This window comes from Caldimonas caldifontis (assembly GCF_002930615.1).
GTDB lineage: Bacteria > Pseudomonadota > Gammaproteobacteria > Burkholderiales > Burkholderiaceae_C > Caldimonas > Caldimonas caldifontis.
This window is the reverse complement of the sequence record NZ_PSNX01000006.1, coordinates 35,842-57,182: the sequence shown is the minus strand read 5'-3', so window position 1 is coordinate 57,182 and position 21,341 is coordinate 35,842. Positions and strand designations below refer to the sequence as shown.

Annotated in this window: 22 protein-coding genes; 9 read left to right on the top strand and 13 right to left on the bottom strand. The window is 64.3% G+C overall.

Annotated features, from left to right (window positions below; all coding sequences use genetic code 11):
* Nucleotides 1-185: 185 nt before the first annotated feature.
* Complete coding sequence (locus tag C1704_RS08075) at nt 186-1,082, bottom strand: cation efflux transmembrane domain-containing protein (RefSeq protein WP_206673310.1); 897 nt, start codon at nt 1,080-1,082, stop codon at nt 186-188.
* Between the two features lie 139 nt (nt 1,083-1,221).
* Here C1704_RS08075 and cadR point away from each other — a divergent pair, with 139 nt between their 5' ends.
* Nucleotides 1,222-1,641 carry a Cd(II)/Pb(II)-responsive transcriptional regulator gene (gene cadR / locus C1704_RS08070; protein WP_037989410.1) on the top strand — a complete coding sequence of 140 codons (420 nt, stop codon included), beginning with the start codon at nt 1,222-1,224 and terminating at the stop codon, nt 1,639-1,641.
* A 226-nt stretch (nt 1,642-1,867) separates the two neighbouring features.
* Here the strand turns inward: cadR and C1704_RS17435 are convergent, their stop codons facing one another.
* Nucleotides 1,868-2,074, bottom strand: a complete 207-nt coding sequence (locus tag C1704_RS17435) for a hypothetical protein (protein WP_146076053.1) — start codon at nt 2,072-2,074, stop codon at nt 1,868-1,870.
* A 195-nt stretch (nt 2,075-2,269) separates the two neighbouring features.
* Here C1704_RS17435 and C1704_RS08065 point away from each other — a divergent pair, with 195 nt between their 5' ends.
* Genes C1704_RS08065 through C1704_RS08030 form a run of 8 tightly spaced genes read left to right on the top strand, consistent with a single transcriptional unit; the run spans nt 2,270 to nt 14,671 of the window.
* A complete protein-coding gene (locus C1704_RS08065) occupies nt 2,270-2,467 on the top strand; it encodes a type II toxin-antitoxin system antitoxin (RefSeq protein WP_072756490.1) in 198 nt (65 codons plus the stop codon).
* Nucleotides 2,464-5,589 (top strand): anti-phage-associated DUF499 domain-containing protein, encoded by a 3,126-nt coding sequence (locus tag C1704_RS08060; RefSeq protein WP_104302216.1) that lies wholly within the window; start codon nt 2,464-2,466, stop codon nt 5,587-5,589. The genes C1704_RS08065 and C1704_RS08060 overlap by 4 nt, the downstream gene beginning before the upstream one ends.
* 2 nt (nt 5,590-5,591) lie before the next feature.
* Complete coding sequence (locus C1704_RS08055) at nt 5,592-6,221, top strand: anti-phage-associated DUF3780 domain-containing protein (RefSeq protein WP_207905321.1); 630 nt, start codon at nt 5,592-5,594, stop codon at nt 6,219-6,221.
* The gene (darT, locus tag C1704_RS08050; RefSeq protein ID WP_104302214.1) at nt 6,218-6,865 is read left to right on the top strand and encodes a type II toxin-antitoxin system toxin DNA ADP-ribosyl transferase DarT; all 648 of its coding nucleotides are present in this window, start codon (nt 6,218-6,220) and stop codon (nt 6,863-6,865) included. Before C1704_RS08055 ends, darT begins: the two co-directional genes overlap by 4 nt.
* A 20-nt stretch (nt 6,866-6,885) precedes the next feature.
* Nucleotides 6,886-7,935: a type II toxin-antitoxin system antitoxin DNA ADP-ribosyl glycohydrolase DarG gene (gene darG / locus C1704_RS08045; protein WP_104302213.1), complete on the top strand. Its 1,050-nt coding sequence runs from the start codon at nt 6,886-6,888 to the stop codon at nt 7,933-7,935.
* A 13-nt stretch (nt 7,936-7,948) separates the two neighbouring features.
* On the top strand, nt 7,949-10,987 hold the full coding sequence (locus C1704_RS08040) for an anti-phage-associated DUF1156 domain-containing protein (protein WP_104302212.1): 3,039 nt from the start codon (nt 7,949-7,951) through the stop codon (nt 10,985-10,987).
* 10 nt (nt 10,988-10,997) lie between these two features.
* Nucleotides 10,998-13,733 carry a phospholipase D-like domain-containing anti-phage protein gene (locus C1704_RS08035; RefSeq protein ID WP_104302211.1) on the top strand — a complete coding sequence of 912 codons (2,736 nt, stop codon included), beginning with the start codon at nt 10,998-11,000 and terminating at the stop codon, nt 13,731-13,733.
* Between the two features lie 26 nt (nt 13,734-13,759).
* Entirely contained in the window at nt 13,760-14,671 is a 912-nt protein-coding gene (locus C1704_RS08030; RefSeq protein WP_165908588.1) for a three-Cys-motif partner protein TcmP, read from the top strand.
* Here C1704_RS08030 and C1704_RS08025 read toward each other — a convergent pair.
* The 11 genes from C1704_RS08025 to C1704_RS07975 form a co-directional block, all read right to left on the bottom strand.
* Complete coding sequence (locus C1704_RS08025; protein ID WP_104302209.1) at nt 14,666-15,421, bottom strand: DUF5131 family protein; 756 nt, start codon at nt 15,419-15,421, stop codon at nt 14,666-14,668. The two genes, C1704_RS08030 and C1704_RS08025, sit on opposite strands and share 6 nt — an antisense overlap.
* Nucleotides 15,422-15,436: 15 nt before the next feature.
* Nucleotides 15,437-15,772 (bottom strand): helix-turn-helix domain-containing protein, encoded by a 336-nt coding sequence (locus C1704_RS08020; protein WP_062196788.1) that lies wholly within the window; start codon nt 15,770-15,772, stop codon nt 15,437-15,439.
* An 81-nt stretch (nt 15,773-15,853) separates the two neighbouring features.
* Entirely contained in the window at nt 15,854-16,327 is a 474-nt protein-coding gene (locus tag C1704_RS08015) for a lysozyme (RefSeq protein ID WP_207905319.1), read from the bottom strand.
* Complete coding sequence (locus tag C1704_RS08010) at nt 16,312-16,806, bottom strand: HNH endonuclease signature motif containing protein (RefSeq protein WP_104302208.1); 495 nt, start codon at nt 16,804-16,806, stop codon at nt 16,312-16,314. Before C1704_RS08010 ends, C1704_RS08015 begins: the two co-directional genes overlap by 16 nt.
* A complete protein-coding gene (locus C1704_RS08005; RefSeq protein ID WP_104302207.1) occupies nt 16,806-17,282 on the bottom strand; it encodes a hypothetical protein in 477 nt (158 codons plus the stop codon). The genes C1704_RS08010 and C1704_RS08005 overlap by 1 nt, the downstream gene beginning before the upstream one ends.
* The gene (locus C1704_RS08000) at nt 17,279-17,581 is read right to left on the bottom strand and encodes a DUF6127 family protein (RefSeq protein ID WP_104302206.1); all 303 of its coding nucleotides are present in this window, start codon (nt 17,579-17,581) and stop codon (nt 17,279-17,281) included. The genes C1704_RS08005 and C1704_RS08000 overlap by 4 nt, the downstream gene beginning before the upstream one ends.
* 67 nt (nt 17,582-17,648) lie before the next feature.
* On the bottom strand, nt 17,649-17,999 hold the full coding sequence (locus C1704_RS07995; protein WP_104302205.1) for a DUF2793 domain-containing protein: 351 nt from the start codon (nt 17,997-17,999) through the stop codon (nt 17,649-17,651).
* Nucleotides 18,000-18,011: 12 nt separating this feature from the next.
* Entirely contained in the window at nt 18,012-18,626 is a 615-nt protein-coding gene (locus C1704_RS07990; protein WP_104302204.1) for a glycosyltransferase family protein, read from the bottom strand.
* The gene (locus C1704_RS07985) at nt 18,626-20,899 is read right to left on the bottom strand and encodes a phage tail protein (RefSeq protein WP_104302203.1); all 2,274 of its coding nucleotides are present in this window, start codon (nt 20,897-20,899) and stop codon (nt 18,626-18,628) included. Before C1704_RS07985 ends, C1704_RS07990 begins: the two co-directional genes overlap by 1 nt.
* Entirely contained in the window at nt 20,899-21,108 is a 210-nt protein-coding gene (locus tag C1704_RS07980; RefSeq protein ID WP_062196821.1) for a hypothetical protein, read from the bottom strand. The genes C1704_RS07985 and C1704_RS07980 overlap by 1 nt, the downstream gene beginning before the upstream one ends.
* Nucleotides 21,105-21,332, bottom strand: coding sequence for a hypothetical protein (locus C1704_RS07975; RefSeq protein WP_104302202.1), 228 nt, complete (start codon nt 21,330-21,332; stop codon nt 21,105-21,107). The genes C1704_RS07980 and C1704_RS07975 overlap by 4 nt, the downstream gene beginning before the upstream one ends.
* Between the last annotated feature and the right edge of the window lie 9 nt (nt 21,333-21,341).

Genomic DNA, 21,341 nt, shown 5'->3' with positions numbered 1-21,341 from the left:
CGCGCAACTGACCCGGCTTGCACCTGACATCGTCGAGGCGTGCGTGGTGGAAAAGGCAGTCGGGCTTGTGCTGGAGCGCCTGATCCGGCGAGCCTTGCCATTGGATTGGGCAGCGCAGCGTGAAATTCCAGGGCGGGAATTCAGTCGTTGATATTGCCGGGGCGGCATGTCCCGCGCTCGCTGCTTCAGGCACCGAGGCGCAGGATGCGCCGCGCACCGTTCAATACCAGCAGCGCGATGAGCGAGCCAATCACCAAATCGGGGTAACGCGATCCTGTCCAGGCGACCAACGCCCCGGCCGCGATCACCCCCAGGTTTGCCAGCACGTCGTTCGTGGAGAAGATCCAGCTTGCCTTCATGTGAGCGCCGCCTTTTCGATGACTGGAGATCAAGACAAGGCAGGTAACGTTTGCAATGAGCGCAACGAGCGCGATCCCAATCATGAGCGGTGGCTCGGGCTCGCTACCAAAGACGAAGCGGCGCAGCACCTCGGACATTGCGCCGAGCGCGAGCAACAGTTGCAGCCAGCCTGACAACCGCGCCGCCTTCAGCTGGTGCCCGGTATGACGGCCGACGGCGTAGAGCGCGAGCCCGTAGACGGCGGCATCCGCGAACATGTCCAGTGAGTCAGCCATGAGCCCCGTGGACTGCGCAATCCACCCGGTCGTCACTTCGACGACAAACATGGCGGCGTTGATGGCAAGCAACCATTTGAGAGCGCGAGACTCTTGCTCGGAGGACGGCTGGCTGTCGCTTTGCCCATCGACAGTGTGCGGGCCATTCGATTCAGTTGACGCAATGAGACGGGCGCCCAAGCCGAGACTTTCAAGCTTGCTTGCAATGGGTTCGACGGGGCCGTCGTGAAAAACACGCAACTCGCGCTTGCCAAGATCGAACTCGAGTGCGGCCAGCCCGCTCGTATTCTCGAGCGCGAGCCGGATCATGCGCTCCTCCGAAGGGCAGTCCATCTTCGGCACCGAGAACAGACTCATCCTTCCCGTCCCGGTCGGCGTGGCACCCGTCATGGACTCCGCCTTCCGCTCGGACGCACATCCGCAGGATTTCTGGCATTCATCAGTCATAGTCATTGGTCCTTGATTCTTCTCGTTCCTGATCCGGCGAGGCTCTTGCAGAAACCAGCAAGCATCCGGAGGGTATTTTGAGATTTAACACTCTATAGCTACTATAGAGTCAAGTCGATGATAAAAAGGGGTTGCAGCTATGCAGATCGGAGCGCTTGCCCGGCAAACCGGGTGTCCGATTCAAACGATTCGCTTTTATGAGCAGGAAGGACTCCTGCCGCCCCCGTCCCGGAGCGCGGGCAATTTCCGCTTATATGGCGACGCGCACGTCGAACGCTTGCTTTTCATTCGCCGCTGTCGTTCGCTGGACATGACGCTCGACGAGATTCGTGTGCTGTTGCGCCTCAAGAACGTGCCAACCCAAGATTGCAGTGAGGTCAACCGTGTTCTTGAGGCACACATCGAGCAGGTCGCGGTGCGTATCCAGGAACTGAGCGCACTTGAGCAGCAGCTCAGATCCTTGAGGGAAATGTGTTCCGAAGGCAGAAGCGCCGAACAGTGCGGCATCCTGTGCGAACTGTCTCAACCAGTATCTGCCGCCGAGCTCGCCGTACCTTGATGCAAGATGAGGTGAGCAGTGCAGATTCGGTAACCAACGGCCGACCAATTCACAATCGCAACCCGGAAGCCGGAAACCCGCGCCAGTGCTGGCTCTGGCTCGGTGAACGCTCACGAGCCCAGCAGAGAAAAACGGCAGCAGAGAGGCGAGAAGTACTCCGAAACGGCGTCGTTTGGCGGTGCAGCGCTCACGAGGCAACGGGCCGGAACCGCGCCAACACTGGCGCTCAGGGCAAAAGAATCCCAACCGATAAGGGTTGGGATTTTGGGTTTTGGTGGCGGAACACGGAACCGAACCCGCGCTCCATACCCGAGCCAGATAGCAACGCCTTGGCCTTGAGGGCGTGGATTCGACGATTTGGCCGCCAGAGAGTCGTTGAGTAACGCGTCAGCGCTATGCCGAGCTTGGCTTCTTGGCAGAACAGCGCGTTCATGAGACTCCTGCCAACAACAACGTCAGTCCATGACGCCGGTCACCCCCGCCACTTCCCTCCAAACGCCTGGAGAGCCACCCATCCCGAGCTTCGGCAAGGCAGCAGACCGAGGCGGATTGCCGACTTGCATCGCATTGCCGAAGCCGAGTCGATACTGTAGAATGCAGTACATTTGCAGTGGCTTCCGGAGAGGCTATGGCCGCAAGCAAGACCGCTACGCTGACCTTTCGGATCGATCCCGCTCTCAAGGAAGCGCTGCGCCTCGCGGCGAATCTCGAACATCGGTCCATCGCCAACATGGTCGAGGTCCTGATTCGCGACTATTGCGAACAGCGAGGGATCGAGATTCCGCCCTCCGACGAAGCCGAGAACAACAGCGGAGTGCGCTCATGATCAAGACGGTCAAGCAGGCCTGCCGGTTCAATCCGATCATCCGGGACTACCGGATGAGCCAGGGGATCGAGAATCTGGCAGAGCTCATCAATGACGAGGGGGATGGGCGGGAGTTCTTCTCGCGCAACTTCGTCACGCACGGCATGGAGCAGCTGTTCCGTGAGGGGCTGCTGCGCTTGTCGGGCAAGTCAGATCAGGCGGTCTTCGAGCTCACCCAAGCCATGGGTGGCGGTAAGACGCACATGATGATCGCGCTCGGCCTGCTGGCGCGTCACCCGCACCTGCGTTCCGATGTCCTCCCTCCCGATCTCGCTGCCCGTGTGGACTTTGGCACGGCACGTATCGCCGCCTTCAACGGTCGCAACAATCCGGACAACTACATCTGGGGTGAGATCGCAAGCCAGCTTGGCGCCGAAGATGCCATCAAGCCCTACTGGGCCAACGGTCCCAAGGCCGTCGATCAACGCAAGTGGAAGGAAATCATCGGCGACAAGCCGACCTTGATCCTGCTGGACGAGCTGCCACCCTATCTCGACAACGCCAGCACCCAGGTGTTCGGTCAGGGCACGCTGGCCAACATGGTGGTCTACAGCCTCTCCAGCTTGATGAGCGCGGCGCTGGAGTTGCCCAACTGCGCCATTGTCGTTGCGAATCTCTCGGGTAGTTACAAGGCGCAGACGAAGGCCCTTGCCGACGCAATCTCCAATCTGCAGCAGGAGACGCGCCGTCAAGCGATGACCATCACACCGGTGCAACTGGCCGGCAACGAGATCTACGAGATCCTCAAGAAGCGGCTCATCGACGAGCTGCCCGACGAGCGCGTCATCGCGGATGTGGCCGAAGAGTACGCCCAGCAGATCAAGAAGGCCGAAGACGGCGGCTACATCGTGGCCAGCAGCATCGAGCAGATTGCCGAGCAGGTGCGCGAGACCTACCCCTTCCACCCCTCGTTCAAGCACCTTGTCGCGCTGTTCAAGGAGAACGAAGGGTTCCGCCAAACCCGTGGCCTGATGCAGTTTACCGCCCGACTCCTCAAGAGCGTCGAGGAGCGCGAGACGGATGACGTCTTCCTGATCGGCACGCAGCATCTCAACCTCAACGACGATCAGGTCAAGGACGAGATCGAACGCATCGCACCGAAGCTGATGCCGGCCGTCACGCGGGACATCGCCGACAACGGCAACGCAATTGCCGAACACATCGACGACGAGCTGGGCTCTGATGCCGCGCGACAGGTGATGACCCTGCTGCTGGCCTCGAGCCTGTCCCGCGCGGTTGGGGGGCGGATCGGCCTTTCCGAGAGCGAGCTCATCGAGTTCCTGGCTGCCCCGCAGCGCAAGCCTGACGAATTCCTTCAGGCTATGCAGCGGCTGCGGGAGGCCGCCTGGTACCTGCACCGTGAAGAGCAACGCTTCTTTATCAAGGAAACGGAGAACCTCTCGCGCCAGATCGAGCGCAACGCTAAGGAGGTCCCTCAGCCCAAGATCGATCAGGCGCTGATCAATCGTCTCACCGGCATCCTTGAGCCGGTTCGCAAGATTGCATACCAGGATGTGCAGGTCCTGCCCAAGCTCGATGAATTGAAGCTCTCCGGCCCGCGGACGCTCATCGTCATCAAGCCCGATGGCAAGGTTCCTCCGAGCGAACTTCAGAACTTCTTTGACTATCAGCAGGAGAAAAACAACCTGCTGGTGCTCACGGGTCAGGATAGCCTGTTGGCGGATGCTGTCGAGGAGCGTCTGCGTGAGCTCTACGCCATCGAGCAGATCCACAAGCGGCTTCGCCCTGGTGACACGCTGTTCGAAGAAGCGCGCGACCGCCTGGAAGAAGCGGAAGACCGCTTCGGCAAGGCCCTATCGGCCGCCTACAACCGCCTCTACTTCCCGGTGAACGACCCGGTCGATGGCCGCGACGTTTTAGCCGGCGTCACCATCGATCAGGGGCTGAAGATCGGCCAGGGCGATCAGTCCGCCGAAGCGCAGATCGAGAGTCTGCTCGCAAGCCCCAGAGCGGATTACAAGCTCGTGCGAGAGCTGACGAAGGACAACCTGGACGAGTACTTCGCGCAGGCCGAGGAGTACCTCTGGCCCTCCGGCAAGGACAACCGCCGCACGCCGTGGAAGGACGTCGTCACGCGCGCCAAGTGCTCGCCCATCTGGCCCTGGATGCCGGGCGCGAGCGGCCTCGACGCCCTCAAGACGGAGGCGTTGAAGCAAGGTCGCTGGCGTCTCGGTGAAGACGGCTACATCGAGAAAGGCCCCTTCCCCAAGGACAAGGCCACGGTCAATGTGTCCGTCGTCAACGTCAAGGCCGACTCGGGAGAGACGGTGTTGAGTCTGACGCCTCGCCATGCGGGCGACAGCCCGGTGGTCTATTGGTCGACCAAGCCCGAGGTCACGGACAAGGACCAGAAGGTCGATGACCTCGACAACTTCACGACGACGGAGGGGACCCTCTACTTCTGGGTGAAGGACACCACTGGGCAACATGAAAGCGCTCCAGCCGTGCGCTGGTTGGCCGACCTGAAGATCCGTCACCAGGTCGAACCGGCTGCCGACAAGCGCCGTGTGCGCCTCGAGGCCACCCCGCGGGCAGATCTCTACTACACACTGGACGGGTCCAACCCTAAGGACGGCACTCGGTACGACGGCCCCTTCGAGATCGGCCCCGGTGCTTATCGCCTGCTGGTGTTTGCACGGGCGGGCGAAGCCAACAAGACGGCCGACTTCCAGATCCCGGCCAGCGGCGATAAGACGGTCCAGATCGTCGATGCCAAGCCGGCCCGCCTGCAGAGCAAGCGTGTGTCTCTGGACACCACCGACCGTGTATTCGGGGTCATCAATCGCTTCCGCGATCAGCCGGGCACGCGTTTCAAGGGCGTTCGCATCGAGATTGGCGAAGGCGAAAACACCGTGACTGTGCGCTTCCAAGAGCGCGAAATCACGGCCGCCATGATCGAGGGCGTCGTCAACAGCCTTCGCGACGTTCTGGGTGAGCCCGAAGCCTTGGTCAACATCGCCATTGCGGAAGGCATTCAGTTCGACACGGGCTTTGCGCTCAAGGAGTTCGCAAAGATCGCCGGTGTTGAGCTCAAGCCGGGCGACGTGAGCCAGGAGGAATGACCATGACGCGCGCCAAGGCCGCAGCACACCGGACGCCAGCAGGGCGTGTGCAAGTCCAGCATACGCTGGGCTTCGGGGTGCCCGCGACCTCGGACCCGCATCACTTCAAGGTGCTCATCCCCAAGAGCAGCACGGGCAAGGTTCAGATCAGCGAGTACCTCGGGCTGCAATCGGCCTCGGCGGACACCGCGGTGATCGACCGCGTCTTGCTCGACCGGCCGCGCTGGACGGCCATCCGTGCCGAGGTGCAGCGGGCCTTCAACGCACGCCTCACCGCGCACGGATTGAAGCCCAGTGCATGGAAGATCGGCGAGAACCCTGTGGATCGCCTGCTCGGCAAGGAACTCTGTGTCCTGGCCTGGGCCGTCGAGCAGATGGAGGCAGCCAAGATCCCCGTCGCCGTGAGGAACTGGCTGGCGCTTCGGCCCGAGGAGCGCTGGTGGCTGTTTGGCATGACCGCCATGGCGACTGGCGGCGTCATGGACGCCGGCAAGGGGTGGCGCATCGCGCTTCAGCATGCCCTGGGTGATGTCGCGCAGAGCGATTTGCTCGGCACCCGCGCCCGCCGCGGCCGCAACGACCGCGACGACAACCGGCCATCGCTGGACCTGTTTGGGGACGACACGGCATGACCAACGGCCTCGTACCCCCGCAGCCCAAGATCTACCACATCGCCCATGTGGATCGTTTGCCCTCCATCGTGGCCGATGGCTTCCTCTGGTGCGACGCGGAGGTCAATCGGCGAGCGCCTGCTGGGACGACCATCGGAATGAGCGGCATCAAGCAGCGGCGCTTAACCCTGTCATTGAACAGCCACCCCGGCCTGCACGTGGGCGACTGCGTGCCGTTCTACTTCTGCCCGCGCTCGGTGATGTTGTACCTGATCCACCAGGGCAATCATCCGGAGCTGGGTTATCGCGGTGGACAGGCCCCGATCCTGCATTTCGAAGCGGATCTTCACGCCACCGTTGCTTGGGCACAAGCCCAACAGAGGCGGTGGGCCTTCACCCTCTCGAACGCCGGTTCGTACTTGTTCGAGGACCGTTGCGATTTGGCACGCCTCGACGAAGTTGACTGGGCGGCCGTCCAAGCCAGGGACTGGCGGCAGTGTAAGGAAGGCAAGCAAGCCGAGTTTCTGCTGGAGCACAGCTTTCCCTGGCACCTGATCGAGCGCATCGGCGTGCTCAATCGCACGATCTACCAACACGTCGTGAACGCCCTTCCGGTCAACGGACACCGACCTACGGTCGAAATCCGCCCGGATTGGTACTACTGAGACATGAGAGGATCACAGCCATGATCGAGTTCACCTCAGGCGACATCCTCAAATGCGAGGCGGACGCTCTGGTCAACACCGTCAACTGCGTCGGCGTGATGGGGCGCGGGATCGCCTTGCAGTTCAAGAACGCCTTCCCTGAGAACTTCAAGGCTTACGAGGCGGCCTGTAAGCGCGAGGCCGTGCAGCCGGGCCGCATGTTTGTCTTCGAGACGGGACAGCTCACGCCGCCGCGCTTCATCATCAACTTCCCCACCAAGCGCCACTGGCGCGGCAAGAGCCGCATCGAGGACATCGACGCAGGCTTGGTCGATCTGGTTCGGGTCATTCGCGACAAGGGCATCCGCTGCATCGCCATACCACCGCTGGGCAGCGGCCTGGGGGGCTTGGACTGGAGCGAGGTGCGTCCACGCATCGAGCGAGCGCTGGGGCAACTGGAGGACGTGCACGTGCTCGTGTTCGAGCCCTTTGGTGCGCCCACCACGGACAAGATGGCCCATGTGCGTGAAGTGCCGACCATGACTGCCGGCCGTGCGGCCCTGGTCGAGTTGATCCACCGTTATCTCGGTGGCCTGCTCGACCCCTTTGTCACCTTGCTGGAGGTGCACAAGCTGATGTACTTCATGCAGGAGGCAGGGGAGCCGCTGCGCTTGAGATACGTCAAGGCGCCTTATGGCCCCTACGCCGAGAACCTGCGCCATGTGCTGCGCACGGTCGAGGGACACCTGATCGCCGGTTACGCCGACGGCGGCGATGCGCCAGACAAGCCGCTGACGCTGGTTCCCGGCGCTATCCAGGAGGCATCCGCCTTCCTCGACCAACATGCCGACAGCCGTGAACGCTTCGAGCGTGTCACCCGCCTCATCGAAGGTTTCGAGTCGCCCTATGGCCTCGAGCTGCTCTCCACCGCGCATTGGGTCATGACGCGCGAAGGCGTCTGCCAGCTCGACGAGGTAGCCAAGCGCATCCACGCCTGGAACCCGCGCAAGCGCCAGTTCACGCTCCGACAGATCGCCATCGCCGCCGACAGACTGGCCTCCCACGGCTGGGTGCAGGCAGCGACCGCTTGAAGATCACCTAGCCATGCATGCACAAACAAGAACCTCCCTCACCCCCCTGGCGCTCAAGGACGCCCCGGCGCTGATCGAGACGGTCTTTCCAGCGCAGAAGGTGTCGTTCGAGGCGCAGACCGAACGCAAGGCCGTCGCGGCGCAGACCCTGACGGGGCTCGGCTCCTACTGGAAGGGCAGGAAGCCCTTGATTCTGGTGCGTGCCATCGTGCTGGGCAGCCTCTTGCCGCCCACCGATGACCCTGAGGCGGATCTGGCGGTGTTCGAAGCGCTCATGTCCTTCGACGACGAGGGGCTGGCGCGGCGAGCGTTTGCAGCCAATGCCATATCGCCATCCGAGATCGCTGCGCGTATCCAGCTTGATAAACCTTGGGACTATTTCAAGGCAACCATCAAGAGGAGCGATGTCACCGGAGGTGATATTCGCTGGATGCGGTTCCCGATGGATGTGGATGCCGAGGGCATCTCGCTGCGGTGGAAGCGCGATCTGAGCGATGACGATAGGCTGGTGATCTATCGCAAGGTTCTGGCCACCCTCGAAAGCTACGAAGCCAAGGCCGCCCTGTGCAAGCGCCCCGAAGAAGTGGATCAAGACTGGCTCTACGCACCCGTGTGGCCCCAGGTCAACCGCCACTACGCGCATTTGGGCATCGATGCCCATTCGTTCCCGGAGCTCATCGAGCAATTGGGCATCCTGCGCTATGGCCACCGCCCGCGCGTGGGCGACACCTTCAGCGGTGGCGGATCCATCCCCTTCGAAGCAGCACGCATCGGGTGCGATGCCTATGCCTCTGATCTCAACCCCATCGCCTGCATGCTCACCTGGGGCGCGCTCAATGTCATCGGTGCCCCGGCCGACCGGCGCGCCGCCCTGGAGTCCGCGCAGCAGCGGGTGTTTGCCGAGGTGGATGCCGAGATCACGCGGTTAGGCGTCGAGCACGACGAACACGGCAACCGCGCCAAGGCCTACCTCTACTGCCTGGAGGCGCGCTGCCCGGAAACCGGCTGGATGGTGCCGCTCGCCCCCAGTTGGGTGATCTCGCCCAAGCAAGGCGCCATTGCCAAGCTGGTGCCGAACCCTGCCCTGAAGCGCTTTGACATCGAGGTCGTCACCGGTGCCTCGGCGAAGGCGATTGCAGCAGCCGAGACCGGCACGGTGCAAGACGGCGACATGGTCTATCAGCTCGATGGCAAGACCTACCGCACCCCGATCAAGACCTTGCGTGGCGACTATCGGCTACCCGATGGCACGACGGGCAACCGTTTGCGCCGGTGGGACAAGGACGAGTTCCGGCCGAGACCCGATGACATCTTCCAGGAGCGGCTGTACTGCATCCAATGGATCAAGAAGGAAACGATCGAGGCCGCCCGCCAAGAGACCTGGTTTGCCGCCCCCACGGAAGCGGACCTGGAGCGCGAGCGCAAGGTGGAGACCATCGTCGCCAAGAACCTCGCGCTCTGGCAGGAAGAGGGATTGGCACCCGACATGGCCATCGAGCCGGGGGACGAGACCACGCGCTTATTCCGCGAGCGCGGCTGGACGCATTGGCATCATTTGTTCAATGCGCGGCAGTTGCTGTTGCAAGCGCTGATGCTCAAGTACTGGCGCGCGACTGACGCGGCCCCGCTGGGCTGGCTGAACGTGGCCAAGGCGGCGGACTTCAATTCGAAGTTGTGTCGTTGGGCAACGGCGCAGGGCGGCGGACTGGGTGGCCCCAAAGGCGTGTTCTCGAACCAAGCCCTCAACACCTTCTACAACTACGCCACACGGGCCTGGCTCGGGTTCGGCACCTCGTCGTTCAAGATGGCGGAAGTGCCGCTCCCCCCCGTGGAACGCGCCATCGTCTCGGCAACCGCCGATCAGCCACGGCAGCGCTGCGAGTTCTGGATCACCGACCCGCCCTACGCCGACGCGGTCAACTACCACGAGATCACCGAGTTCTTCATCGCCTGGCTGCGCAAGAACCCGCCCAAGCCCTTCGAAGAATGGGTGTGGGACTCGCGCCGCGCGCTGGCGATCAAGGGCGCGGGCGAAGACTTCCGGCGCGGCATGGTGGCGGCTTACAAAGCCATGGCTGCGCACATGCCATCGAACGGCATGCAGTGCGTGATGTTCACGCACCAGGACACTGGGGTGTGGAGCGATCTGATCGGCATCTTCTGGGCGGCGGGCCTGCAGGTGGTGGCCGCCTGGTACATCGCCACCGAGACGACCTCCGAACTCAAGAAGGGGGGCTACGTCCAGGGCACCGTGATCCTGATGCTGAAGAAGCGCCCCGCCGGCGAGTGCACGGGGTTCAAGCAGCGCATCTTGCCTGCGGTGCGGCAAGAGGTGGCGCGGCAGATCGAAACCATGATGCACCTCAACGACACGGTGAGGGCGCATCACGGCGAGCCGGTGTTCAACGACTCCGACCTGCAAATGGCGGGCTATGCGGCGGCGCTCAAGGTGCTCACCGCCTACACCCACATCGGCGGCGAGGACGTGACGACGTTTGCTCTCCGCCCGCGGGCGCGCGGAGAAGTGACGGTCGTGGACGAGATCGTCCAACAGGCGGCAGAGACGGCGTCGAGCCTGCTGGTGCCCGAAGGCCTTGCCCCGGACACATGGGCCAAGCTCACCGGCATCGAGCGCTTCGTGTTACGCATGCTGGACATGGAGACGACCGGTTCGACCAAGCTGGACAACTACCAGAACTTCGCCAAAGCCTTCCGTGTGGAGGACTACAGCCGCGTGATGGGCGACATGCGCCCCAATCACGCGCGGCTCAAGCGCGTGACTGAGTTCGCCTCCCGCGATTTGACCGAGTCCACGGAGATCGGCGTCACCAAACTGGGCAGGATCATCATTGCTCTGCAGCAGATGCTGAAGGACACCGAACCTCAGGTCATCGTCGAACAGATCAAGAACGAGATGGCCGACTTCCTGGAGGTGCGGCCTCTACTGGGGGACATGCTGGCCTTCATCGAGCGCAAGTCCACGGAACCAAACGTGCGCAGCGCCGCCGAGGTGCTGGGCGCGCGCTTGAAGAACCTGCGCTTCGGTGCCTGAGGGCCGGCGGATGAGCATCCGGCGCTTCTCCTCCCGCACCCATCGGCTCGATGCCAGCTTTCTGCTGCAGCATCTGGCCGGCGCACGCAGTTACAAGCGCATTGCGGGCTACTTCACCAGCTCCCTGTTCGAGGTGGCCGGCGAGGCGCTGGAGGATATCCCCGAGGTCAAGATCGTCTGCAACGTCGATATCCATCCGGATGACCTCAAGGTAGCCCAGTTGCGCGAAAGCAAGATGGTGGGCCGCTGGAATGAGCGCGCCCTGGAGGCCGAAGCGCTCCTGCACCGGGACCGTTACCGCCGCTTGGATGCCTTCCTGCAGCAGCACGGCCAGGCAGTGCGGGTTGCACCAGACGACATCTGCGGATTCGTGCACGGCAAGGCGGGAGTGATCACTCTCGCCGACGGGCGCAAGCTCGGCTTCATCGGTTCGATGAACGAGACCAGGAGCGGCTGGCAGCGGCACTACGAGATCCTGTGGGAGGACGATTCCCCCGAGGGGGTGGCCTGGATCGAGGAAGAGTTCGACTTCCTGTGGAATGCGGCGAAGCCCTTGCCCCAGGCGGTCATCCGGGAAGTGCATCGCCGTGGCTATCGCCGCGAAGTGGTGTTCGACGAGATCGATGAGGACGAGAATCTTGCGCCGGCTGCACTGATCGAGTCCCCGCTGTACCGCGAGGGGCAGCAGTTGCAGCCGTGGCAGCAAGGATTCCTGACCGAATGCCTGCGCCACTACAGGCTCTATGGCGTAGTGCGGCTGCTGCTGGCCGATGAGGTGGGCTTGGGCAAGACGCTGTCGCTCGCCACCGCAGCGCTTACGCTGTGTTTGCTCTCTGATCGTGACAACGGGCCAAGACGCCCGGTCGTGATCTTTGCGCCGGCTACCCTCACCGAGCAATGGCAGACCGAGATGCTGGATAAGCTCGGCATCCCGACCGCACGCTGGGATACGGTGCGCAAGGTGTGGCTGGATGCGGACGAGCGCGCCATTTCTCCGGCGGGCCGCGAGCAGATCGCACGTTGTCCGCTTCGTATCGGCATCGTGTCCACGGGCCTCATGATGCGCGACTCGTTGGAGAAGCAGCACCTGCTGGGCTTGAGGTTCGGCGTGGTGATCCTAGACGAAGCCCACAAGGCGCGCACGCGCCAGGGCTTCGGCAGGGACGCCGGAACGCCGAACGAACTGCTGGCGTTCATGCGCGAAGTCGCCGCCCGGGCGGACCATGTGTTGCTCGGCACGGCGACGCCCATCCAAACTGATACGAGAGACCTCTGGGACCTGTTGGGTATCCTGCACCAAGGCCGAGGGCACTTCGTCTTGGGGCATGACCTGGCGGCATGGCATCGGCCCGATGAAGTGCTGGAGATCTTGGCCGGTCGGCAAGAGGTACTGGACCCCGGCCATGCCTGGGAGTTGCTGCGCTCTCCGCTGCCGCGCGTCGAGTCCACCAGCGAGCCACGTGCCCGTAAGCTGTTCTCGGCCATCCGGCAAGACTTGGGGCTAACCAACGGAGAATGGCAAACCAATCGCCCCTTGACCGATCTCGCCGGGGAGACGCGAGAGATCCTGGAAGAGGAACTAGAGCGGCGCATCGCCGGAGCAACGTTGTTCCAACGTGAGAACCCGTTGGTCAGGCACGTCGTGCTTCGCAAACGACAGCAGCTGGAAGATGCGAACCTGCTCACGCGGGTCGGGGTCGACATTCATCCGGATCGCTCCAAGGTGGCCGAACCGCGGATGTTCGACGTCCTGTTCGAGGGCAAGGCGCTGCGGACATCGGAAGACTTCCGCGAGGCCTATGGCCAAGCACGGGCCTTCGGCAAGGCACTCGCCAAACGCGGCAAGGGGAGCGGGTTCATGAAAAACCTGATGGAGCAGCGCATTTGCTCCAGCATCCAAGCCGGACTCGCGACAGCTCAACGACTGTTGCAAGGGGAGGCCGTGCATGAAGAGGGAGACGAGTTCGAAGCCGACCTGGCCGTTGAAACGCAGGAGGAACGTGAAGTTCTCGAACGCCTCATCGACAGGCTTCAACGGCTCGACGCGGACCCCAAGATGGAGGCCGTGATCCACTTCCTGGATAAGGAGAGGTGGCTCGAACTCGGCGTGATCATTTTCAGCCAGTACTACGACACCGCGAAATGGCTCGCGGATGAACTGGCGGCCCGTTATCCCGATGAGGCCATCGGCCTTTACGCCGGAGCGGGGCGTAGCCGCCTCTATCAGCGCGGTGACAGCGTCGCGGTGGAGCGCGAGACCCTGAAGCGCATGGTGGCCGAGCACCAGATCCGGGTCATGGCAGCCACCGATGCCGCATGCGAAGGTCTCAACCTGCAGACCCTCGGCACGCTGATCAATGTGGACCTGCCGTGGAACCCGACCCGCCTGGAACAACGCATCGGACGGATCAAGCGCTTCGGCCAGAAGCGGGAGACTGTCGACATGCTCAACCTGGTGTTCGAGCAGACCGTGGACGAGAAGATCTACGAGCGGCTGTCCGAGCGTATGCGAAATCGCTACGACCTGTTCGGGTCCCTGCCCGACACCATCAAAGATGAATGGATCGAGGACATCGAATCCCTCGGTGAGAAGCTGGACGAGTACATCAACGCCCAGAAGAAAGCGACAGGTTTTGATCTGCGTTACACCGGCACGATGATGCCGCCGGAGAAGGACTGGCGCGAGTTTACAGAAGTGCTCTCGCGGCGAGATCTCGCCACGCTGATGAGCGCGGCTTGGGGCTGACGGGCAGTCAAATGAGGAAAAACCCGATGGGAAAGCTGATCGATGGGGACGACAGTCTGCTTGACAACGACGAATTCGACAAGTTAGACGATCAGCATTCCTTCGGTGGGCCTTGGACTCGCATCAAGTTGGAGGCGCTTGAGAAGTACCTCGTGGCATTCAATACCGCGCTCAGCAAGCAGAGCTTCACGCGGCTCTATATCGACGCGTTCGCCGGTACAGGCCGTTGCGACATCAAGGTTGAGGGCGAGAAGAAAACCGTCGACGGCTCCGCGCGAAGGGCATTGGCCACCAACCCCGCGTTCCACAAGTTCTACTTTATCGAACTCCGCACCAAGAAGCTGGCCGCGCTGAATGCGCTTGGTGCGGAATACCCTGACAAGACCATCGAAGTGATCAAGAGCGATGCCAATGCGGCATTGAAAACCCTCTGCGGCCGATACCAGTGGCGAAGCGAGCGGGCCGTGCTGTTCCTTGATCCGTTCGGAATGCACGTCGAATGGTCAACGCTGGAAGCGATTGCCAAGACCGGCGCAGTTGATGTCTGGTATCTGTTTCCGTATGCCGGACTGTATCGGCAAGCCGCCAAGAATGCGGATGCGCTGGATGCTGACAAGGAGGCATCTCTGACGCGCGTGCTTGGCACCGATGAATGGCGTCAGGCGTTCTACGCCCAGAATCCGCAATCCGATCTGTTCGGCAGCAACAATGGCGATGTGCGCAACACCGATCACCGCCAGATGCTGCAGTTTGTCTCGAAGCGATTGAAGGGGCTGTTTCCTGCCGTCACCGACCCCAAGGTTCTGTATCAAAGCGGCGATGCCAAGAATCCGAGCGGAGCGCCACTATTCGCGCTCTACTTCGCGGCGTCCAATCCAGCACCCAAAGCACATGGCTTGGCAACGAAGATCGCCAATGACATTCTGGACACGTTATAGCTGTGTCGCTTCCGTCGCTTGATGCGGGTAGTCGTCCCACGTGCGGCCCCGGAAGATGCGGCCGTTTGCCTTCTTGTGGCGTTTGACACCGTCGGCACCCCAGCCGCCCCATTGCTTGAAAAAGAATGCCGCACCAGCGGCCTCGGCCTGGGCCTGTACGTTCGCCACCCATTCTTCTCGCATTGGCCGGGCTTTGTGCCCGGACTCGCCACCGACGATGACCCAGTGAATGTCGCGCAGGTCGATCCGCCCGAGGTCTTCCAGCAGCGGCTCGACGGACAAGAATCGAATGTGCGTATCTACTTTGCGCAGGTGTGCAATGCGCGGAACACCGTACTTCTTGTCTTCGACCGACACCCCAAGCCAAACATTTCTCGGGCAGGCACGGCGAGCAAAATACTCCGGTAACCGTTCCGCTCGCTTGGTGAGGATCTGGTACGTGTGGTGAGGGGTGCGCTCGATGATCGAGAACACACGATCCAGGAAGGCGTCCGGAACGGCCTCGTGGAACAGATCGCTCATGCTGTTGACGAAGTACGTCGTCGGCTTTTTGCGTAGCAGTGGCTGTTCGAGCCGGCTCTCATGCAAGGTGAGCTTGAACCCGTTCTCGTAGCCAGGCGCACCCATGGCGTGGAGCCTGCGCGCCATCACTTCCGCGTAGCAGTTCTTGCACCCCGGTGAAACCTTGGTGCAACCGGTGGTCGGGTTCCACGTCTGCTCAGTCCACTCGATGGTCGATTGAGTCGCCACGTCAGCCTCCAGTGATCATTGAGGCGCAGCACGCGTAACGCGAGTCTGCGTGTGTTCGGACACAAAGGCATCCACCAACCGAGATAGCGCCAAGCGCGCCTGCCGCAGGTCGGGGTCCGCCAGGGCGGCGCGGATGCGTTCTGCCAGTTGGTCGGCGGTGGGGGCGTCTTCCGCCTTTGCCGCATGCACCAGCTGCATGCACTGCTCGATCACTCGGATCGGCGGGCTTGCCTTCCCGCTCTCGTAGCGGCTCACGGAGGACTGTTTCACGCCCAGGAAGGCAGCGAACTCCTTCTGGCTGCGCCCGTTGCGAGCAGCCCTGACCAGTTCTCCAACGCTGGTGATCGCCATTGCCTTAGCCGTTGATGCGTTAAGAGCATAATCTATCACGTCAATGCACGTAGCGCATACACGGCCATACTCCCGGATCTGTTACCCGTGCACGAGAAGACGCGCCTCGGCTTCCCGTCGAGCAACAAGTCCTGGCAATACCCTCCCACCGCCGTGCACCCACCGGCGAAGTTCAGCGGCGGCAGTCGTCCAATCCCGCTGGTTGACCCGCCGCCGCAGCGTCGAGGTCTGCAGCCGCCCGGCGCCGAGGTTGAAGGTGAAGTCCACGATGGCCGCGAGCCGCCCCTCAGGCTCAGTGGCCAGCACCGGGCAATAGCGCAGCGTGGCGGCGAGCGCCACCTTCAAGTCCTGGGCGAGGTAGGCCTCGGCCTCGACCTCCGTGATCGGCGGGTGCTTCGGATCGCACAGATGCCCGTAACCGATCGTCGGATAGCCGGCCGGGCAGATGTACGGATAGGCCCGGTTGGGATCGTGCTTTGGAACGCGGTGAAAGCCTTCGAAGCGTTTCGCAAGCTCGATCGCTTGAGGCGGCACGCGAATCACACGTGCGTCCATGTCACCCCCGCCTTGATCATGCCGACGGTCGATTTGCCGATACCGTAGTCTTTGGCGATGCGCCGATGACTGCGGACGTCGGCGCGAACCCGCGCTACCAAAGCCTCGTCGAGCCTGGCTTTGGGGTGTCTGCTTCCGCGCGGCGGGTTGTCTCGGCGCTTGTTGCGCATGTCCCGAAGGTTCTCCGCCTGCGTACCGACGAAGAGATGCTGCGGGTTGACGCAACCGGGGTTGTCGCAGCGATGACACACCACCAGCCCGGGAGAAAGGTCACCAAAGACCAGGCGATAGGCGATGCGATGCGCCAATTGGATGCGCCCGTCGTCATCGGCGATCTTGCCGTAGCCTCCCTCCTTGGTCGATGCGAGCCATTGCCAGCATTCATGCGGGGCGCGCACCTCGACCTTTTCCCAGAAGCGCTCTGCAAGCGGTCGGTGCTTGCGGCTCCACGACCGCACAGTCTCGTCCGACCGCCCCATCACCGCAGCCCCTTTTCCAGCGTGCGATTGAGGAACCAGTAGTTCAGGATGCCTGCGAGCAGTGCCTGATCCGCCTCCGACCAAGCTGCGAGCAACGCCGGCCCGAACCCCACGCCCGACTGCACCGAGCCGACGAAGGTCGAGAGCTTCACCCCGGCATACATCAGCACGAAGAGGTAGGTGACCACGGGCCTGACCGTGGTGGACAGCGCATCGGCCCACTTCACGCCCGAAGTTCGGCCCTGCGCCGCAACCGCCTCGCGCAAGGCCTCGATGGCGCCGGTGTTCCATGCTGCGTCGGCACTCGCGCCGATCTCGGCCATCCGCTGGGCGCCGCGCAGCTTCTCGAATTCCAGCGCCTTGTCCTGCATGGCGAGTTCATGGCTGCGCTCGCCCTTGCGGTCGAACCATTTCAGGATCTCGGGCGCCAGACGGAAGGCCCCGCCCAGCAGCCCACCGAGCAGGGTCTCGATCATTGGGCACCTCCCATCAGCTTCAGCTTGATGGCAGCCCCGACCAGCAGGGCGGCGAGGATGGCGGTCGTGACCACCTTGATGGTGGTCTGCCACGCGGTGCGGCGCGCGTCGCGCCAGGCCTCCAGCAGATCGCGCAGCTCGCGGAGGTCGCGGGCGGCGTGGCCATTCTCGAGGCCCAGGTGCGCGAGCACCCGCTCGGCCCCGCGCTCAGCAGCGCGGTCGAGCAGGTCTTCGAAGTCCTCGCGGCGCAGGAGCAGCATGTTCTCGACGAGGGCGGGGGCTTGGGTCGGTTCAGTCATGGGCGGTCTCCAAAAACGACGAACCCGCCACGCGGGCGGGTTCGGGGGTGGCGGACGGGGTGCGGGGTCAGATGGGAACGCCGGTGCTCCACCCGCCGGTCTTGTAGACGGCGAGCCTGTCCTCGGCGGCGATGTAGGCCAGCCAGCCGACCTTCGGGGCGTGGTACTCCCAGGCGCCGTCGATCCACACGGCGATCTGGTCGGTCCTGCCGGCCCAGGCACCGGTCGCACCGGCCGGCACGATGTAGCGATCGCCCTCGGCGGGGCTGGCGGGCGGCGCGGTCGTAGCGCGGCTCGTCACCGACAGGCCCACGATGGCGCCCAGGCGCTTCAGGTTCGCGTCCATCCCGGTGTGCCAGCCGGACTCGCCCAGCGTCCAGCCGTAGACGAGGCCCAGGTTCGGATCGAGCTGTGGCATCGGTTCATCTCCTCAAGGTGTCGCAAGATTCGGCAGTGGCCCGGAAGCCATGCTGCGCGCACGGCGGTGGTGCTGGTTCGGGTGCTGCCGCCAGTGGCGGCCGACGAGGGGCAGGTGCAGCACGCTGCCCTGCCTGGCCACGAGGCGGGTGAGCAGCCATTCGGCGCCGGCGTCGAGATCGGCGATGCGTGTCAGCACCGGATCGACGGCGCTTCGGCGCATCACGATCAGGCCGTGGACATGGCTGGCCGAATGGGCGTGTTGGAAGGCGCTGTAGGCCAGTCGCCGCACGCCGAGGCTGTCGCCGTGCTCGTCGATCAGGGCCTCGTCGGTGTAGGCCAGCACCGCCTGCGGGCAGGCATCGAGCGCATCGGCCAGGGCCGCGGAGGCCGCAGCCTCATAGCGGTCGTCGGGATCGACGAAGGACACGAGCGGCAAGGCCCCTCGCGCGAAGCCTGCCGCGCGGGCCTGCCCCACACGCCCCGGGATGCCTGGCAGCAGATGCAGGCGGATCGGCGCGCCGACGAGGCTCGCCAGACATTCCTCGCGCCAGTGTTGGGGCTCGTCGAGGGTGAGCAAGTGCACGTCGATGCGCGGCTGCGGGTGCAGGTCGAGGGTGGTCTCCATCACACCCTGCCCCAGTACTGCCCCCAGCGCAGGCCGTAGCCCGCGCGCTCGACGCTGCGCACCTGCGCCTGCCAACTCACGAGCCCGTCGCGTTCGGCCTCGATCTCGACGGTGACGCGATCGCCCGCGACGCCGGCGTCCAGGGCGGCGCTGGTCACGTCCCAGGTCCAGGCGTGGCCGGTGAGGCCGGCCTCGGTGCGCACGAGGGTGCCGTTGCGGTCTCTGATGCGCACGGTGTAGGTTGTGCCCGGCTCGGGGCCGATGTCGCCCTCGTCCTGACGCACGAGGTAGGCGGTCTGGAGTAGGCGGTCGCGGTGTGCCCAAGTCAGGATCAGGTCGCCGGCGACCACGGCGGGCTCGCGCTGGCCGTTGAGCCGCACTCGCCCCGGTGGGTACGGCCGCGCCTGGCGGCCCGCGAGCACGAGGGGCGCACCGTTGGCAGCCAGCACCGCATCCCCTTCGGCGCTGGCCGTGCGCGGGACGGCGGCGACGAACACCGACTCACCCGGCGCGCGCTCGATGGTCTCTGCGGCCAGCCACTCGCCCACGCCCACCAGTCGCGTGCCGGCCGGATGGGCCTGCGGCGTGGTGTCGAGCACCCCGCGGGCGAGATCCACCGTACCCGCGGTGGCATCGAAGGCGAGGATCGCCACGGCCTCGCGCATCGCACCGCTGGCGTCGACCAGGTAGGTGTAGTCGCCGACCGCCAGGCGCTCGGGGTGGGCCAGGGCCGTCACCGGCACGGCCAGCGCATCGGCTTCGCTCGCCGGCAGCGCCTGGCCGAGCGTGAGCAAAGGCGCGTAGTCCTCCGGGGCCACCGCCTCGAGCTCACTACTCGCGGGCCCGGTGGCGAGCTGCCAGTTCAACTGCCCCGTGCCGCCCGCACAGGCCAGGGCCCCCACGTAGGTGTCGGTGTCGGTGAGGTAGTCGAGATCGGCCCGCGACAGCCGCCGCGCGAGTTCCCAGTACGGCACCTCGACCGCCAGCACCAGGGCCGGCGGCAGCGCCTCCAGCGGCGGCTCCTCGAGGCGCGGCGGGGTGGGGGCGAGCACGGTCTGGCCCATGCCGAAGACATCCTCCACCGCCTCGATGCGGAACGAAGTGGCACCCAGCGTGCCGGTGTCGATGCCGGTCACGCGCACCACCATGCGCTCGATGCCGAGGCGTGGCCAATGCAGCAGGAACACGTCTCCCGGCAGGGGCGGACGCTCCAGGGCGCCGGGGGCGATGGTCAAGCTCATGCGCGCCAGGGGCGAGCCCAGAGCGCGCAGGTCGCGCAGCGCCAGCCGCGCGGCCAGCGGCCCGTGGTTCACGCCAGGATAGTCGCGCCGCTGGTTGATCACCCCGCCTTGCAGCTGGATCGCGGCGAGGTTCTCCACCGTGACGGTGGACTCCTTGGCCGTCGCCCAGTCGGTGTAGACCACGGTGATCTCGTTGGGCAGTTCCCCCCACTGCGCGCGCTCGAAGCGCTCCACGCGCACGATCTCGTCGGGGCCCAGGAGCGGCAGGCCCTCGATCCAGTAATCGTCGCGCAGGAGCTTGAGTTCGAAGCGGCCCCGTTCCGGGTCGAGGTAGAGGATGCCGCCGACGTGGTCGAGCACCTGGGCGATGAAGGCCTCGATCGGTTGCTGGCGCGTCCAGACCAGGTTCAGGCCGAAGCCTTCGGCTTCGAGCGCCCAGGCCGCGTTCCAGAAGCTTGCGCCGAGGGTGGACGGCGGATAGCCCATGCCCCAGTGCGGGTCGGTGAGGCACTGCACCAGGATGTGCGCCGGGTTCATGCCGACGGTGAGAGAGGTGCCGGTGTCGGCATCCCAGGTCCGCACCTCGGCGTTCCAGGGCATCCAGGGTTCGTCGTGCCAGCCCGCCGTGAAGCGCCGCACCCGCACCGCCCAGGGCTTGAGGTAGGGGTTGTTCGCGGCGAACAGGATCTTGCGCGCCACGATCGACAACACCCCGCGAAACGCCGGGATGGCCGCGCCCAGGCGGCTCATCAGGTAGTCGTTGCGGCCTTGCGCGGTACTGCCTGCGAGCACGTCGAGGTCGCCCACCACGCCGCCTTCGCGTTCGTCGCCGCCGAAGAGCGTGGGCTGGCTGATCGACAGACGCCCGAGCCCGTGGCCGCTCGACAGTGGCGCGCGGCTCGCATCGCCCCAGGCGGTGCGCTCGCCGACCTGGATCTCCTGCACCGCATCCACCGGCCCCTGGCACAGCACCAGGTGCATGCCGATCCGGTAGCGATAGCCGACGGTCTGCTTCTTGCGGCGGCCGCCCATCAGCGCGGCTCCTCATGGCAGGCCTGCGCGACCTCGACCACGCGTGCGGCCATCGCATCCCCGGTGGCGAGCAAGCTCGAGGCGGGCAGCCCCCGGGCGAGGAAGTCACGGAAGTCCAGGCCCTGGCGTGCGAACCAGGTGCGCGTGCCGTGCACGCAGAGCCCCGCGGCGCGCACGTGGGCGATGGTGACGAGGACGTCGGTGCTCATTTCTTACCGCCCTTCTTCTTGATCGGTTCGGCCTCCAGGTCGCCGTACCACACGACGTTGGCGCCGCGCAGCAGCACTGCGCCGAAGACGACCGGGATCGGCCGCCCCTCCTCGGCCGTGGGTGCGTCGAGGTCGGTGAGTTCGGCGGGTTTCGGGGTGGGCGGTTTGGGCGCGAGGGCGACGGAGACCAGCGCCGCCACGACGATGACGACCAGGTACCACATGGGAGGTCC

Excerpts from the sequence above, each read along its gene's own strand:
- C1704_RS08000 (WP_104302206.1), bottom strand. The coding sequence starts at position 17,581 with ATGACTGAACCGACCCAAGCCCCCGCCCTCGTCGAGAACATGCTGCTC.
- cadR (WP_037989410.1), top strand. The coding sequence starts at position 1,222 with ATGCAGATCGGAGCGCTTGCCCGGCAAACCGGGTGTCCGATTCAAACG.
- C1704_RS07990 (WP_104302204.1), bottom strand. The coding sequence starts at position 18,626 with ATGGAGACCACCCTCGACCTGCACCCGCAGCCGCGCATCGACGTGCAC.
- C1704_RS07980 (WP_062196821.1), bottom strand. The coding sequence starts at position 21,108 with ATGAGCACCGACGTCCTCGTCACCATCGCCCACGTGCGCGCCGCGGGG.
- C1704_RS17435 (WP_146076053.1), bottom strand. The coding sequence starts at position 2,074 with ATGAACGCGCTGTTCTGCCAAGAAGCCAAGCTCGGCATAGCGCTGACG.
- darT (WP_104302214.1), top strand. The coding sequence starts at position 6,218 with ATGACCAACGGCCTCGTACCCCCGCAGCCCAAGATCTACCACATCGCC.
- C1704_RS07985 (WP_104302203.1), bottom strand. The coding sequence starts at position 20,899 with ATGGGCGGCCGCCGCAAGAAGCAGACCGTCGGCTATCGCTACCGGATC.
- C1704_RS08005 (WP_104302207.1), bottom strand. The coding sequence starts at position 17,282 with ATGATCGAGACCCTGCTCGGTGGGCTGCTGGGCGGGGCCTTCCGTCTG.
- C1704_RS08055 (WP_207905321.1), top strand. The coding sequence starts at position 5,592 with ATGACGCGCGCCAAGGCCGCAGCACACCGGACGCCAGCAGGGCGTGTG.
- C1704_RS08010 (WP_104302208.1), bottom strand. The coding sequence starts at position 16,806 with ATGGGGCGGTCGGACGAGACTGTGCGGTCGTGGAGCCGCAAGCACCGA.
- C1704_RS07995 (WP_104302205.1), bottom strand. The coding sequence starts at position 17,999 with ATGCCACAGCTCGATCCGAACCTGGGCCTCGTCTACGGCTGGACGCTG.
- C1704_RS08015 (WP_207905319.1), bottom strand. The coding sequence starts at position 16,327 with ATGGACGCACGTGTGATTCGCGTGCCGCCTCAAGCGATCGAGCTTGCG.
- C1704_RS07975 (WP_104302202.1), bottom strand. The coding sequence starts at position 21,332 with ATGTGGTACCTGGTCGTCATCGTCGTGGCGGCGCTGGTCTCCGTCGCC.
- C1704_RS08035 (WP_104302211.1), top strand. The coding sequence starts at position 10,998 with ATGAGCATCCGGCGCTTCTCCTCCCGCACCCATCGGCTCGATGCCAGC.
- C1704_RS08075 (WP_206673310.1), bottom strand. The coding sequence starts at position 1,082 with ATGACTGATGAATGCCAGAAATCCTGCGGATGTGCGTCCGAGCGGAAG.
- C1704_RS08020 (WP_062196788.1), bottom strand. The coding sequence starts at position 15,772 with ATGGCGATCACCAGCGTTGGAGAACTGGTCAGGGCTGCTCGCAACGGG.
- C1704_RS08030 (WP_165908588.1), top strand. The coding sequence starts at position 13,760 with ATGGGAAAGCTGATCGATGGGGACGACAGTCTGCTTGACAACGACGAA.
- C1704_RS08060 (WP_104302216.1), top strand. The coding sequence starts at position 2,464 with ATGATCAAGACGGTCAAGCAGGCCTGCCGGTTCAATCCGATCATCCGG.
- darG (WP_104302213.1), top strand. The coding sequence starts at position 6,886 with ATGATCGAGTTCACCTCAGGCGACATCCTCAAATGCGAGGCGGACGCT.
- C1704_RS08065 (WP_072756490.1), top strand. The coding sequence starts at position 2,270 with ATGGCCGCAAGCAAGACCGCTACGCTGACCTTTCGGATCGATCCCGCT.
- C1704_RS08040 (WP_104302212.1), top strand. The coding sequence starts at position 7,949 with ATGCATGCACAAACAAGAACCTCCCTCACCCCCCTGGCGCTCAAGGAC.